Origin of the sequence: Pseudomonas capeferrum (assembly GCF_000731675.1) — a bacterium.
In the GTDB taxonomy this organism is placed as follows: Bacteria; Pseudomonadota; Gammaproteobacteria; order Pseudomonadales; family Pseudomonadaceae; genus Aquipseudomonas; species Aquipseudomonas capeferrum.
Window position 1 is genome coordinate 1 of sequence record NZ_JMIT01000003.1, and the last position, 14,743, is coordinate 14,743.

Annotated in this window: 13 protein-coding genes; 3 read left to right on the forward strand and 10 right to left on the reverse strand. The window is 60.8% G+C overall.

What is annotated here, in order from left to right; translation table 11 throughout:
• Positions 1-261: 261 nt before the first annotated feature.
• The 9 genes from msrQ to mrcB all read right to left on the reverse strand — a co-directional run bounded on the left by msrQ (position 262) and on the right by mrcB (position 10,125).
• Positions 262-876, reverse strand: coding sequence for a protein-methionine-sulfoxide reductase heme-binding subunit MsrQ (gene msrQ, locus PC358_RS17725; protein ID WP_033701542.1), 615 nt, complete (start codon positions 874-876; stop codon positions 262-264).
• A complete protein-coding gene (msrP, locus tag PC358_RS17730; protein ID WP_033701543.1) occupies positions 876-1,889 on the reverse strand; it encodes a protein-methionine-sulfoxide reductase catalytic subunit MsrP in 1,014 nt (337 codons plus the stop codon). The genes msrQ and msrP overlap by 1 nt, the downstream gene beginning before the upstream one ends.
• A gap of 79 nt (positions 1,890-1,968) precedes the next feature.
• Positions 1,969-2,820, reverse strand: coding sequence for a CDP-diacylglycerol--serine O-phosphatidyltransferase (pssA, locus tag PC358_RS17735; protein WP_027594991.1), 852 nt, complete (start codon positions 2,818-2,820; stop codon positions 1,969-1,971).
• Between the two features lie 149 nt (positions 2,821-2,969).
• A complete protein-coding gene (gene ilvC, locus PC358_RS17740) occupies positions 2,970-3,986 on the reverse strand; it encodes a ketol-acid reductoisomerase (protein WP_033701544.1) in 1,017 nt (338 codons plus the stop codon).
• 55 nt (positions 3,987-4,041) lie between these two features.
• Entirely contained in the window at positions 4,042-4,533 is a 492-nt protein-coding gene (ilvN, locus tag PC358_RS17745; RefSeq protein ID WP_003250040.1) for an acetolactate synthase small subunit, read from the reverse strand.
• 1 nt (position 4,534) lies between these two features.
• Positions 4,535-6,259 (reverse strand): acetolactate synthase 3 large subunit, encoded by a 1,725-nt coding sequence (locus PC358_RS17750; RefSeq protein ID WP_033702567.1) that lies wholly within the window; start codon positions 6,257-6,259, stop codon positions 4,535-4,537.
• 414 nt (positions 6,260-6,673) lie between these two features.
• The gene (locus PC358_RS17755) at positions 6,674-7,000 is read right to left on the reverse strand and encodes a YqcC family protein (RefSeq protein WP_033701546.1); all 327 of its coding nucleotides are present in this window, start codon (positions 6,998-7,000) and stop codon (positions 6,674-6,676) included.
• The gene (locus PC358_RS17760; RefSeq protein ID WP_033701548.1) at positions 7,000-7,788 is read right to left on the reverse strand and encodes a tetratricopeptide repeat protein; all 789 of its coding nucleotides are present in this window, start codon (positions 7,786-7,788) and stop codon (positions 7,000-7,002) included. Before PC358_RS17760 ends, PC358_RS17755 begins: the two co-directional genes overlap by 1 nt.
• Before the next feature lie 15 nt (positions 7,789-7,803).
• Complete coding sequence (mrcB, locus tag PC358_RS17765) at positions 7,804-10,125, reverse strand: penicillin-binding protein 1B (RefSeq protein WP_033701549.1); 2,322 nt, start codon at positions 10,123-10,125, stop codon at positions 7,804-7,806.
• Between the two features lie 116 nt (positions 10,126-10,241).
• On the opposite strand from mrcB, the gene PC358_RS17770 reads away from it, so the two are divergent.
• Both PC358_RS17770 and PC358_RS17775 read left to right on the forward strand, forming a co-directional pair.
• Positions 10,242-11,804 carry a bifunctional aminoglycoside phosphotransferase/ATP-binding protein gene (locus tag PC358_RS17770; protein WP_033701550.1) on the forward strand — a complete coding sequence of 521 codons (1,563 nt, stop codon included), beginning with the start codon at positions 10,242-10,244 and terminating at the stop codon, positions 11,802-11,804.
• 217 nt (positions 11,805-12,021) lie between these two features.
• Entirely contained in the window at positions 12,022-12,300 is a 279-nt protein-coding gene (locus tag PC358_RS17775; protein WP_033701551.1) for a TfoX/Sxy family protein, read from the forward strand.
• Positions 12,301-12,477: 177 nt separating this feature from the next.
• On the opposite strand, the gene PC358_RS17780 is transcribed toward PC358_RS17775, so the two are convergent.
• Positions 12,478-13,365: a ChaN family lipoprotein gene (locus PC358_RS17780; protein WP_033701552.1), complete on the reverse strand. Its 888-nt coding sequence runs from the start codon at positions 13,363-13,365 to the stop codon at positions 12,478-12,480.
• An 88-nt stretch (positions 13,366-13,453) separates the two neighbouring features.
• On the opposite strand from PC358_RS17780, the gene PC358_RS17785 reads away from it, so the two are divergent.
• Positions 13,454-14,527 (forward strand): IS630 family transposase, encoded by a 1,074-nt coding sequence (locus tag PC358_RS17785; protein WP_033701553.1) that lies wholly within the window; start codon positions 13,454-13,456, stop codon positions 14,525-14,527.
• The last annotated feature ends 216 nt before the right edge of the window (positions 14,528-14,743 follow it).

Below are 14,743 nucleotides of genomic sequence, written 5' to 3' on the forward strand. Positions count from 1 at the left end.
GACGCAAGGCCGCTCCTACATTTGTTTCGGGCCCATTATTCCAGAGGCATTGGCGCGCGACCCTTGGGTGCCCGCCTCAATATCGCGTCGTACGAACAAGGCGGTCGCGCGCCAATGCCACAGGCCTCACTGGCCCGAAACAAATGTAGGAGCGGCCTTGCGTCGCGATGCGCCGCGCGGGCGGCGCTCGATCTCATAGGCGCTGAAACTGCTGTGGCGAACACTTCTGCCCCCCACAAACCCAACGACGAGAAAGCCCCCCTACGAAGCCACCCTCCCCCGCCGCCCCACCAACCGCGGCACGCGCCGCGCTACTGCGGGAATCCGCAATACCAACAGCAAGCCACCAATGCCCGCATAGATAGCCCACTCCCGCAGGTCCGAGCGCACAATCCACAGAAAATGCAGCAACCCCAACCCCAGAATCACATACACCAGCTTGTGCAGCTTTTTCCAACGGGCCCCCAACCGCCGCTGGCTGTACCGATTGGAGGTGACCGCCAGGGCCAGCAAACCAAGAAAACCCAGCGCACCCACAAAAATGTAGGGCCGCTTGCGTAGCTCGACAGCCAACTGCCCCCAGTCCAACCCCAGAATAAAGAACAGATAACAAAGGATGTGCAGCACGATATAAGCAAAACACCACAGCCCCAGCTGCCGGCGCACGACGATCCAGCCCGACCACCCGGTCAGCCGCTGCAACGGCGTCATGCACAACGTCACCAGCAAGAACGTCAGCGCACCCAAACCCAGCCGGTCCATCAGGATCTTGCCCGGGTCAGGCCCCAGCAGGCTCATCGCCGCTTCATACAACCACCAAAGCGGCAACGCGCACCCCACTATAAAGATGGCCAGGCGCAACCAGGGATAACGCATCAATAGTTCTTCCGCAGGTCGAGGCCGGTATACAGCGACGCCACCTCATCGGCGTAGCCATTGAACATCTGGGTCTGCCGCACATTGGGGCTGAACAGGCCACTGGGTAAACGGCGTTCACGCGCCTGGCTCCAACGCGGGTGATCGACTTCCGGGTTGACGTTGGCATAGAAGCCATACTCGTCTGGCGCCAGCCCCTCCCAGGTGGTTTGCGGCTGCTCGGCCACCAAGCTGATACGCACGATCGACTTGATGCTCTTGAACCCATACTTCCACGGCACCACCAGCCGCAGCGGCGCGCCATTCTGGTTAGCCAGCTCGCGGCCATACATGCCCACCGCCAGAATCGCCAAGGGGTGCATCGCCTCATCCAGGCGCAACCCTTCTCTATAAGGCCAGTCGATCAAGGCAAAGCCTGAGCGCTGCCCGGGCATGTGCTCCGGGTCCTTCAACGTCTCGAATCGCACGTAGCGCGCTTTCGATGTCGGCTCTACCTGTTTGAGTACCTGAGCCAGCGGGAATCCAAGCCAGGGGATGACCATTGACCAGGCCTCGACACAGCGCAACCGGTAGATGCGCTCTTCGAGCTGATACGGCTTGACGAAGTCTTCGAGGGCATAGCGCCCTGGCTTACCAACCTCGCCATCGACCACCACCGACCACGGCTCGGTCTTCAAGCTATTACCATTGGCCGCTGGGTCGCCCTTGTCAGGCCCAAACTCATAGAAGTTGTTGTACTGGGTCGCATCTTTGAACGGGGTGATGGCCTCGCCCTTGACCGTTACCGCCTGCCATTGCGTGGCAGCCAGCTTGTCGCTGAACCAGCCTGGTGCGGCGCCCGCCTCGACATCAGCGTAACGGCTGGCCTCGGCCGCATGCGCCAGGCCTGGCAGTGCGCCCAGGGCTAGCCCTGCCAGCGAACCACCGAGCAAGCTGCGACGAGAGAGATAGAGACCTTCGGGGGTGATCTCCGATGCATTGCACTCGGACGACCTGGGTAGCTTGATGAGCATGGACGGCTCCACAGCACTGGATAACGGATGTACCAGTAAGACTATGGAGCCGGAGGGTTATTCCATCATTAAATCATTGTCACGACTTACGACGGCGAGACCGCAGCAGGAACTGGATCGGCCCAGACGCCGCGTAGGCCAGGAAGATCAGCAGCAGAATGCGGGGCGGGTCGCTGAAGACCACCGCGAATACCAGCACCACAGCCAGGATAGCCACAAACGGCACGCGCCCTTTGAGGTCGAGCTCCTTGAAGCTGTTGTACTTGATGTTACTGACCATCAGCATGCCGGCAGCCGCAACCAGCAGCGCCACCAGGAACGACAGCTTGGAGCCCTGGATGCCGTAGTCACTGAAGGCCCACACGGTACCTGCAACCACCCCGGCAGCGGCCGGGCTGGCCAGGCCGATGAAGTAACGCTTGTCGGCGGTACCCACCTGGGTGTTGAAGCGCGCCAGCCGCAGAGCGGCTCCCGCCACATAGATGAAGGCGACCATCCAGCCGACCTTGCCCATGTCGCCCAGTGCCCAGCCAAAGGCCAGCAGCGCCGGGGCCACACCGAAGGCGACCATGTCCGACAGCGAATCGTACTCGGCGCCGAAGGCGCTCTGGGTGTTGGTCATGCGTGCTACACGGCCATCAAGGCCATCGAGCACCATGGCAACGAAGATAGCGATGGCGGCGAAGGCGAAGTACTTGCTTGCCTCGCGCGGGTCACCGGCGCTCAGCGCACTCTGCGCGCTCATCGAGTTGATGATGGAATAGAAGCCGGCGAACAGGTTGGCGGTGGTGAACAGGTTGGGCAGCAAATAAATGCCGCGATGCCGGACCTTGCGCCCTTCGGCGTCATGGCCTTCTTCAATGTGCTCATCGACAGGTAGCAGGCTTTCGGCGTCGGAGGGCTTGTTCGGCTCTTCGGGACGTTCGCTCATGTAGGGTACCTTGCAACAGGGTGGAATATGTTCGACACGGGCCTGCGAAACAGGTTCTGACGGCAGGCCACTGGTCTGCTTTATACCAGATGCCGGCTGCCTAAACGAAAAAACGCGGCCGAAGCCGCGTTTTTCATGTTGCGAGAAACTTAGTTCTTGGCTTTGTCGACGATCTTGTTCGCCGAGATCCAAGGCATCATCGAGCGCAGTTGCTCGCCGATGACTTCGATGCCGTGGGCAGCGTTGTTGCGGCGCTTGGCGGTCATCGATGGGTAGTTGGTGGCACCTTCGGAGATGAACATCTTCGCGTACTCGCCGTCCTGGATGCGCTTCAGAGCGTTGCGCATGGCCTTGCGGGATTCTTCGTTGATGACTTCTGGGCCGGTGACGTACTCACCGTACTCGGCGTTGTTCGAGATCGAGTAGTTCATGTTGGCGATGCCGCCTTCGTACATGAGGTCAACGATCAGCTTCAGCTCGTGCAGGCACTCGAAGTAGGCCATTTCTGGCGCGTAGCCCGCTTCGACCAGGGTTTCGAAACCGGCTTTGACCAGCTCGACGGTACCGCCACACAGAACAGCCTGCTCACCGAACAGGTCGGTTTCAGTCTCGTCCTTGAAGGTGGTTTCGATGATGCCGGTACGGCCGCCACCGACGCCTGCAGCGTAGGACAGCGCAACGTTTTTGGCGTTGCCGGAAGCGTCCTGGTAGATAGCGATCAGGTCAGGGATGCCGCCGCCTTTGACGAACTCGGAACGCACGGTGTGGCCCGGGGCTTTCGGCGCGATCATGATCACGTCGAGGTCGGCACGCGGAACAACCTGGTTGTAGTGGATAGAGAAGCCGTGGGAGAAGGCCAGGGTGGCGCCTTTCTTGATGTTCGGCTCGATCTCGTTCTTGTACAGAGCGCCTTGGAACTCGTCCGGGGTCAGGATCATGACCAGGTCGGCAGCAGCGACAGCGGTAGCCACGTCGGCAACTTTCAGACCGTGGGCTTCGGCCTTGGCAACGGTGGCCGAGCCTTTACGCAGACCGACGGTAACGTCTACACCGGAGTCTTTCAGGTTGCACGCCTGGGCGTGGCCTTGGGAACCGTAACCGATGATGGCGACTTTCTTACCCTGGATGATGGAAAGGTCGCAGTCTTTATCGTAGAAAACTTTCATGAAAATACCCCTGGTTATATCTCGGCCCCTGCGGAGCCATCGCTAATTTTTGAATTTAGATGCTGAGCACTTTGTCGCCACGGGCAATGCCGGTGACGCCACTGCGCACGGTTTCGAGAATCGATGCGGTGCCGATGGCCTGGATGAAGCTGTCCAGTTTGTCGCTGGTGCCGCTCAGTTGCACGGTGTACACACTGGCGGTCACATCGACGATCTGGCCACGGAAGATATCCGTGGTGCGCTTGATTTCGGCGCGCTGGGCTCCGGTGGCCTTGACCTTGACCAGCATCAGTTCGCGCTCGATATGAGCGCTTTCCGACAGGTCGACAAGCTTCACCACTTCGACGAGCTTGTTCAGGTTCTTGGTGATCTGCTCGATCACTTCGTCATGGCCAACGGTGGTCAGCGTCAGACGCGACAGGGTCGGGTCTTCGGTCGGCGCCACGGTCAGGCTTTCAATGTTGTAGTTACGCTGGGAGAACAGGCCAACGACGCGAGACAAGGCACCGGGTTCGTTTTCCAGCAGCAGGGAAATGATGTGCCGCATATCAGGTACGCTCCGTCTTGCTCAGCCACATGTCACGCATCGAGCCATCCTTGATCTGCATCGGATAGACGTGCTCGGTACGGTCAACCGCGATGTCGATGAACACCAGGCGGTCTTTCATCGCAAACGCCTCTTCCAGCTTCGGCTTGAGGTCCTTCAGGCTGGTGATGCGGATACCCACATGGCCATAGGCCTCGGCCAGCTTGATGAAGTCAGGCAGCGACTCGACATAGGAGTGCGAATGACGGCCGTTGTACGCCATGTCCTGCCACTGGCGGACCATGCCCAATACACCGTTGTTCAGGTTGACGATTTTTACCGGCAGGCCGTACTGCATGCAGGTAGACAGCTCCTGGATGTTCATCTGGATACTGCCTTCGCCAGTGACGCACGCCACGTCCTGATCCGGGAAGTTGAGCTTGACGCCCATGGCCGCCGGGAAACCGAAGCCCATGGTGCCCAGGCCACCGGAGTTGATCCAGCGGTTAGGCTTGTTGAAGCGGTAGTACTGCGCCGCGAACATCTGATGCTGGCCAACGTCGGAGGTGACGAAGGCATCGCCCTTGGTCACTTCGCACAGGGTTTCGATCACGGTCTGCGGCTTGATGACGCTGCCGTCCCCTTTGTTGTAAGGGAAAAGGTCGCCATCGCCACGCCACTCGTCAATCTGCTTCCACCAGGCTTCTGCGGCGGCCTTGTCAGGCTGCTCGCCGATTTCCTTGAGGATGCCGAGCATCTCGTTCAAGACGCTGTCGACCGGGCCCACGATAGGCACGTCGGCCTTGATCATCTTGGAAATCGACGCCGGGTCGATGTCGATGTGGATGATCTTGGCATTCGGGCAGAACTTGGCCGGGCCGTTGACCACGCGGTCATCGAAGCGCGCGCCGACGGCGAAGATGACGTCGGCATTGTGCATGGCCATGTTGGCCGTGAAGCTGCCGTGCATGCCGAGCATGCCGACGAACTGACGGTCGGTACCCGGGTAGCTACCCAGACCCATGAGGGTATTGGTAACCGGCAGGTTCAGCGACTTGGCGATTTCGGTCAGGGCTTCGGAGCCACCGCCGAGGATCACGCCACCACCGGCATAGACAATGGGGCGCTTGGCAGCCAGCAGCATCTCGGCGGCCTTGCGGATCTGGCCGGAGTGGCCACGTACCGCCGGGCTGTAGGAGCGCAGCTTGACCTTCTTCGGATAGACGTACTCGAACTTCTCGGCCGGGTTGGTCATATCTTTTGGAATGTCGACCACGACCGGGCCGGGACGGCCGGATTGCGCCAGATAGAAGGCTTTTTTCAGAACTTCAGGGATCTCGGTGGCATTCTTGATCATGAAGCTGTGCTTCACGATCGGCCGCGAGATACCGATCATGTCGGTTTCCTGGAAGGCATCGGTACCCACCATGGTGCTAGGCACCTGGCCGGAGAGGATGACCATCGGAATCGAATCCATGTAGGCGGTGGCAATGCCGGTGATGGCATTGGTCGCACCCGGGCCGGAGGTTACCAGCACCACACCGGCCTTGCCGGTGGCACGGGCGTAGCCGTCCGCCATATGGGTCGCAGCCTGTTCGTGACGAACCAGGATGTGTTCGACTTCCGGTTCCTTGAACAGGGCGTCGTAAACATGAAGAAGAGCACCGCCAGGGTACCCGTAGATGTGCTTAACGCCTTCGTCACGCAAGAAGCGGACGACCATCTCAGCGCCAGATAAAAGCTCCACGTTGTTCACCTCTAAAACGCCAGAATACCGTCCCTAGTGGACGGGTCTTAATAGGTTTACTGCCAAGCAGAGCACGAGCGAACGTCAGCACTGACTGAGCAAGTATTGGGAGCGCCCCAGAGTGTTGCGGGGTTTTCCCACCCAGCGCGAGGTAACGCGTTGCGGGGTGTTACAGGTCGGCGCGGGTGTGCGCCTCATGATCTGCTTAGCGGGTCTGCTTCTGGCAGTCCCTCTACAGCGGAAGTTGGATTCTTGTGATTTGGCGGCTACAAGTCAAGAAAAATTATTGCCAATTTTTCCTCAAGATGAATTCCTGCCACCACTAAAAAGGATACCAGCAGCAGAATTAATAAGATTTCCATAAAAAAGGGCCACAATCTGCGGCCCTTGAAGGAAAAAGAGAAGAAATCAGGCTCAAGCAGCGATCAATTGATCGAACTCTGCTAGCAGGCGCCGTAGCTCGCGACTCTGCTCCGGGCGATCGGTGAACACCGTTTCGGCCATTACCAGAATGCCCGACGCGTTAGGCAGCGGCTGGCCTAGCTCAATGATGATCTTCATGCGCGGCAGGAAGATCCATTGCAGCCACTGCTCCAGGCTCATGGTGTCGACCGCGAAGGGCACGGTGCTGGCCAGCGCTTCATCGCTGGGCGGCTCATCGCCCCACCAGCCCTGCACCTTCAGTTCACGCTCGATCAGCAGCAGGTGGTCGGCGATGTCCAAAATGCGTTGCTCGATCATTACGAGTTCACCCGTGCCTTCTGCCGCGCCAGCGCCGCACCGGCACTGTCACCTTGCTTCTCGCGGGCCTGGGCGATGGTGTTCCACAGTTCGGCCTGCAGGTCAGGGCGGCCATTGGCATAGGTCAGGGCTCGGCGGGCCAACTGCTCGGCCTGCGCGGCATCACCCTGGGCCAGGCGCACCTGGGCCAGGCGGAACAGCACCTGCGGTTCGCGCGGCGCGATACGCTGCGCACGCTCCAGGCTCGACGAAGCACCATTGAAGTCGCCACTGCCCTGTTGTTGCTGGGCAGTGGTCAACAGCGCCAGCACTGGCCCGTCGAGCTGTTCATCGGCAGACAGCCCACCGGCTGCCGCAGTGCTACGCGGAATACCGGTCGGCGCGCTACTGGCTTTCGCCGGGCTGTTCATCGACGCGATGTCGAACGGTTCGTCGGCAATCGGGTTGGGGTTGGTGGTCATCGGCCCGGTGGAGACCGGGCCAGGGGTAATCGGCATGGCGCTGATCGGTGCCGCCCCATTGGCGGCCGGGAACGTCTGGATGCCCGAGGCACCGGCCCCCTGCGGAATCATCACGGTCACGCCGGAGTCCTCAGGCAGCGTTTGCGCTTGTGAGGTGCCGCTGTTCATGCCAGCCGCCGAGCGGTTGGCCGTTACGCGTTCACTGTTGGACACGCGCGTGCTCGAGTCGACCACCGGGATATTGCCACGCTGGACGCTGGAGCAACCCTGAAGCACAACCAACGCCGTCAAGGCAGGAAACAGCCACTTATTCACTTCACACCTCATCAATGCAGCTCGCGCTTAATTCATCCAGCCTTTGACCCAGTCCATGACCGATTCTGCCGGATTCTGCTCACCGCCACAGGTTGCCCCGGCGGGCGGTTCGCTGCCGCGAATATACGGCATCTGCACCGCTCCCGGACAGCTGCCATCGGAACCTTGCCCGCTGTACGGGTCGATCCAGGCTTGCACGATGTTGTCCGGCTGCGGCATGTCCAGCGGCAACGGGTCGGCCTTCTTCATGAAGCTGGTCCAGACCTGCAGGGCGCCAGTGGCACCGGTGAACGGCGTCTTGCCGTTATCATCGCGGCCCATCCACACCACCGCCAGCAGGTCCTGGCTGAAGCCGGAGAACCAGCTGTCACGCGAGTCGTTGCTGGTACCGGTCTTGCCGGCCAGGGTGAGCGAACGGGGCAACACGTTGTACACCGAACGGCCGGTACCTTCGCGCATCACCCGTTGCATGGCGTTCTGCACCAGGTAGATGGAACCCGGGTCGAAGGTTTGCTGAATCTGGAACGGGTAGCGCTTGAGCGGTTCGCCCTCGGCGGTCAGCACGCTGCGGATACCGCGCATCGGCGTGTTGAAACCACCGTTGGCAATCGTCTGGTACATGGTCGCGACCTGCATCGGCGACATGCCACCGGCCCCCAGCAGCATCGCCGGGAAGGCTGGCCAGTCGACATTCACGCCCAGCCGACCAATGGTCTTGATCACATTGGGCACGCCCACTTCCAGGCCGAGCTTGGCCGTCGACAGGTTGTAGGAGTTGGCCAGGCCCTGGTACAGATAAATGGTGCCATGGGGCCGGCGGTCATAGTTCTGCGGGCGCCAAACCTGGCCGTTGGCCCCTTTGACCGAGAACGGCTCGTCCTGTATCCAACTGGTCAGGGTGTATTTGCTGGGCTGCTCCAGGGCGGTCAGGTACACCGCCGGCTTGACCAGCGAACCGATCGGCCGCACTGCGTCGATGGCCCGGTTGAAGCCGGCAAAGCCCGACAGACGGCTGCCGATCAGCGCTTGGACTTCCCCGGTTTCCGGGTTGGTCACGACCATCGCCGACTCGACCTCGTCAGCCCCCTTGCGCCCGGCCAGGCGCTTGAAGGTCTCGTTCATCGAGGTTTCGGCCTTCATCTGCAGGATCGGGTCGAAGCTGGTGAAGATACGCAGGCCTTCTTCGGTCAAGTCTTCGTCGCGGTAGTCCTGGCGCAACTGGCGCTTGACCAGGTCGAGGAACGCCGGGAACGAGCTGTCTGCCAGGCTGCCGCGCTTGGTCACGCCCAGCGGCATCTTCTTCGCCGCCTCGATCACGTCCTTGCTCGCCACGCCCTGCTCGGCCAGCAGGTCGAGCACCAGGTTACGACGGGCCAGGGCGCGGTCAGGATAACGCCGCGGGTTGTAGTAGGACGGCCCCTTGACCATGCCCACCAGCAAGGCGATCTGGTGCAGCTTGAGCTCTGACAGCGGTTGGCTGAAGAAGAACTGGCTGGCCAGGCCGAAGCCATGCACCGCACGCTGGCCGTCTTGGCCGACGAATACCTCGTTGAGGTAGGCCTCGAGGATCTCGCGCTTGTCGTAATGCAACTCCAGCAGCACGGCCATCATCGCTTCAGTCAGCTTGCGGCTGAGGCTGCGCTCGCTGGTGAGGTAGAAGTTCTTCACCAACTGCTGGGTCAGGGTACTGCCGCCCTGGCGCATGGCCCCGGACGAGGTGTTGACCCACACCGCACGGGCGATGGACTTGGGCGACACGCCAAAGTGGCTGTAGAAGTCGCGGTCCTCGGTTGCCACCAGGGTTTCGAGCAGGTACGGCGGCACCTGATCGATCTTGATCAGGATGCGGTCTTCGAGGTTTTTCGGGTAAATGCCGCCGATCATCAACGGCTCCAGGCGTACCACATCGAGCTTGCCGTTGTTGGCGCCGGAAAGCCCGGCGACATAATCGCCAGAGAAGCGCACGCGCACGAACTGCGCTGGCTCCATCCCTTCGTAGAACTGAAAACCACGGGTATTGAGGTCGACGGTATTACCGTTGACTGCCGCTGCGCCCGGGCCGTTGGCCGCGCTTTCACGGCGATAGCCAAGGGCGTCGAGTTCGGTGAGGAAGTCGTTCTTGCTCAGTTTTTGGCCGACGAACAGCTCCAGCGGCCGGGCATACACCTTGGCCGGGATGGTCCAGCGCTTGCCGGAGAACTTTTCCTGGACGACAGCATCGAGGTAAACCGCGAAGCCGGCGATGATCACCAGGCCGACCAGGCTGAGCTTCAAAGCCCAGCCCAGCCAGGCGCGAGAGCGGCCGGTCGGGCGTTTCTGAGGGGTACGAGCGTTTCGAGTTCGAGTCATGGCGGCGGATTATACGCACTTTGTAAAGGCTGGGCAGGCGCCCCCGGCGGTATGCAGGGACGGCACCATTGACCATAATGGCGCATTCGAATTCCCTGCCCTCGGAAGGATTTCCCGTGAGCCAAGCTCTTATTACTGCGTTGCAGAACCCAGCCCTCTACCCTCACCCCGTGGATGGGTTCCAACTCATCGAGACGCATATCTCCTGGGTCCTGCTGACTGGCGAGTACGCCTACAAGGTCAAGAAGCCAATGAACTTCGGCTTCCTCGACTTCACCCGCCTGGATCAGCGCGCGCATTTCTGTAACGAAGAATTGCGCCTGAACCAGCGCCTGACCGAAGACCTGTACCTTGAAGTGCTGCCGATCACCGGCAGTGCCGAAGCCCCGCAAATCGGCGGCGAGGGCGAGGCCATCGAGTACGCACTGAAGATGCGCCAGTTCCCCCAAGGGCAGATGCTCAGCACCTTGCAGGCCAACGGCGAGCTCAACGCCGAGCACATCGACCAGATGGCCCGGCAGGTTGCCGAATTCCACCTGCAGACGCCCAAGGTGCCGGCAGAGCAACCTTACGGCTCACCTGAAAGCGTGATGGCCCCGGTCGAGCAGAATTTCGAACAGATCCGCCCATTCCTCACCGACAAGGCCGACCTGCAGCAACTGGACAACCTCCAGGCCTGGGCACGTAGCAGCTTCGAGCGGCTCCAAGGCCTGTTCGCGGCCCGCAAGGCCAATGGGTTCACCCGTGAATGCCACGGTGACATCCACCTGGGCAACGCCACCGTGATCAACGGCAAGGTGGTGATCTTCGACTGCATCGAGTTCAACGAACCGTTCCGCATGACCGACGTCTGGGCCGACACCGGCTTCCTGGCCATGGACCTGGAAGACCGTGGCCTCAAGTGCCTGGCCCGGCGCTTCGTCAGCCAGTACCTGGAACTGACCGGCGATTATGAAGGCCTGGAAGTGCTGAACTTCTACAAGGCCTACCGCGCCTTGGTGCGCGCCAAGGTGGCGCTGTTCAGCATGCCGGCCGACGCCGATGGCGTGCAACGCGCCACGACCCTGCGCACCTACCGCAACTACGCCAACCTGGCGGAAAGCTACAGCGCCATCCCTTCGCGGCTGCTGGCCATCACCCATGGCGTCTCGGCAGTGGGCAAGAGCCACGTGGCGATGCGCCTGGTCGAGGCCCTGGGCGCGATCCGCGTACGCTCCGATGTCGAGCGCAAGCGCCTGTTCGGCGAACAGCAGCAAGCAAACGTCGGCCAGCTGACTGCCGGCATCTATGACCAGGATGCCAGTGCCGCCACCTACCAGCGCCTGCACGAGGTAGCGGAGACGGTATTGCGCGCGGGCTTCCCGGTCGTGCTGGATGCCACCTACCTCAAGCGTGAACAGCGCCAGGCGGCGGCGGATGTCGCCAACCAGACGGGCGTCCCCTTCTTGATCCTCGATTGCCACGCACCGGAAGCGGTCATTGCCAGCTGGCTGGCCCAGCGCCAAGCCGCAAACAGCGACCCGTCGGACGCCACCCTGGAGGTGGTCAAGGCGCAACAGGCCAGCCGTGATGCGTTGAGCGAGGAAGAACTGCTGGTCAGCAAGCGCGTCGACACCCAGGAAGGTGCCAGCATGGACCAGGTGATCGAACAGGTGCGTCAGCGCTTGCCGGGCCTGTAATCCTCGCAGGGCCCCTGTGGTAGCGGGTAAACCCGCACCACTGGGGCCCTGCCACACCAAAAGAGGCGGCTACTGAAAAGCCAGGAGGCCCCGTATTCAGGGCTGTTCGTCGCCACAGATGGCAAAAAGCCGCGCATTTTCCAAGCCCCGCTACACTCCTCTCTGACCTGCTCGCGATTTATCCCCAAGACCCGTTCAGCCATCGCAAGGAGGCTCGATGAACGATGAATTGCAGCATCTGAAGAATCTTGGCAAGACCTCTGCGCAGTGGTTGCACGCAGCCGGTATCCACAGTGCGTCGGATTTGCGCCGCCTGGGCGCGGTGGGTGCGTACCAGGCGGTAAAAACGCGAGGGTTCCGGGCCTCTAAAGTGCTGTTGTACGCCATAGAAGGCGCGTTGCTGGACATGCACTGGAATGATTTGCCGATCGAACGAAAGGAAGCGCTCAATCAACAACTGGCTGAAAAAAGACCTCCGCAAAAAAATTCAAAATAAACCTGTGCAGGGGATTGACTCCGAAATGAGAATCGTTATGATTATCACAACTGGTCGCGAGACTGGTTGGATAAACTGAAAGCCCCTGGTTCGGACTCTCAGATTATCTCCTCATCAGGCTAATCACGGTTATTGACCCGGCTTTTTGCCGGGTCTTTTTTTGCCTGTCGTTTGGCCTTACTGACGCAGTTGAGCGCAATAGTCCTGCTCAGGCACCGCCGCCGTGAACCAGACATAGTCGGCCATACCCGCCTCGACCTCTTCCCCCACCTCGGCCAACAGCACGACCGCGCTGCGCCCCTGCGCCCCGAGGTCGGCCAGATGCAACGGCACCCCCAGGTCCTTGCGTACGTGGTAAGCGCCCGCCAACAGCAAGGCGGGCTGCGGTGCCGCCATCAAGCGTTCGGCCATGCGCCGGTCACGTTGCTGCTGGACCGCAAGCATGGCTGGCAACTGGCTTTGCGGTAGCAGGCCGCAGTGCCCGGTACGCACCTGCTCAAGCAGCGCGGCCTTCACCCCTGGGGCATTGGAACGCGCGCCCGACAACGGCGCCGGCTGGCGATAGGCTTGGCGCATCTGAGCGGGCGAAAGGTTGGCGGCCAACAGCGCAATGTCGCCCTGCAAAGCGTGCGTCGCAATAGGCCCGTACAGCTGCCAGTCCCAGCCATCCTCCCAGGCCAGTGCCTTGGGCAGGTCCGCAGGCAGCGTTTGCTGCGCCTCAAGTCTGTCGACAAGCGGCTGCTGCTCGGGCTGCAGCATCTCCATCAGCAGGCTGCCCTGGGGGCGCTGAGCCTGCAGGGCGCGCAACAGCCACAACTGCAACGCATGATGATCGGGGTTGTCATGCTTCTCCCCTACCAGTACACGTGGCGCGTCGGCCAACTGCCTGATCAGTTGCTCAGGGCTGATGAGCCGGCCGCTGGCCAGGTCCGTGATTTGCCCAAGCTGGGCGTGGGCACGCCCTTCGGGGCTCTGCCAGCCCGGTAACGGCGGCAGGCTGGCCTGGCACCCCGCCAACGCCAGCACCAGGCACAGCGCAAGACCGGACAGCAACGGATGGCGCATCGGCAATGCCTCCTAGTGTGGTGTTTCACAAATGCCGCTGAAAATCTGAGCTAGGCTCTGTAGAAGCCAACTCTCCAAGGGCATCGACATGGGCCGACCAGCAACCGTCATTACCCTTTCCGAAACTGAAAAGTCGGAACTGCTACGCTGGATCAAACTTCGCAAAGGCGCTCAGGATGCCCGCCTGCGCGCAGAGATAATTCTCGGCTGTGCCGCAGGCGAATCAGGCAATGACATCGCTCAGCGCTTAGGCACGAGCAAGGATGTGGTTTCGCGGTGGCGTCAGCGCTTCTCTAAGTTGGGGCTGCTGGGGCTGAACGATGAACCGCGCTCTGGCCGGCCTCGCACTATTTCCGATGAGCAAGTTCAGCAAGTGGTAAACCAAGTGCTGCAAGGTAAGCCCGACGACTCCAGTCATTGGAGCACGCGACGGATGAGTCGTGAGACGGGCCTGTCTCCTGCAAGCGTGATGCGCATCTGGCACGCGTTCGGGATCAAGCCGCACTTGGAAAAGACCTTCAAGCTTTCCACTGATCCGTTGTTTGTCGACAAGGTTCACGACATCGTTGGGCTCTACTTGAACCCACCCGAACGAGCCTTGGTGCTTTGCGTTGATGAGAAGAGCCAGATCCAAGCGCTGAACCGCACGCAGCCGGGCCTACCGCTTTCCCCAGGTAACCCAGCAACCCGCACACATGACTACAAACGACACGGAACGACCTCGCTGTTCGCAGCCCTGGATGTGGCAACCGGTGAGGTGATTGGCCGACTCAAACGACAACATCGCAGTACCGAGTTTCTCGCCTTCCTAAGGGAGATCGATGTGTCAGTGCCTGCCGATATGCCGATCCATCTGATCATGGACAATTACGCGACTCACAAGACCGACAAAGTCAGGGCGTGGCTTGCGGCGCGACCGCGCTACAACATCCACTTCACGCCGACCTCGGCATCTTGGCTGAATCTGGTTGAGCGGTTTTTCTCAACGCTGAGCGAGAAGTGGATCAAGCGGCAGGCACATGTCAGCGTTAAAGATCTGGAGGCGTCGATCGAGTACTACCTGGAAACCTACAACCAGAACCCGAAGCCATTTCGGTGGCACAAGAAGGCCGATGACATCCTTGCCTCAGTCGCTCGCGCGGCGCGAGCGCTGGGCAAATGATTTTCAGTGGTATTTCTGAAACACCACACTAGGCTCTATACGAAAAGTTTTGTGGGAGCGGGCTTGTCCCGCGATGGAGTGCGAAGCGCTCCTGTACCCGATATTAAATAGTGTCAAAGACGCCGCGAATTCAGGCTTTGCTGCCGCGTTGCGGCAGATCGCGGGGCAAGTCGGATCGCCGCACCGCCGCTCCCACAATGATGAATGACCATACTT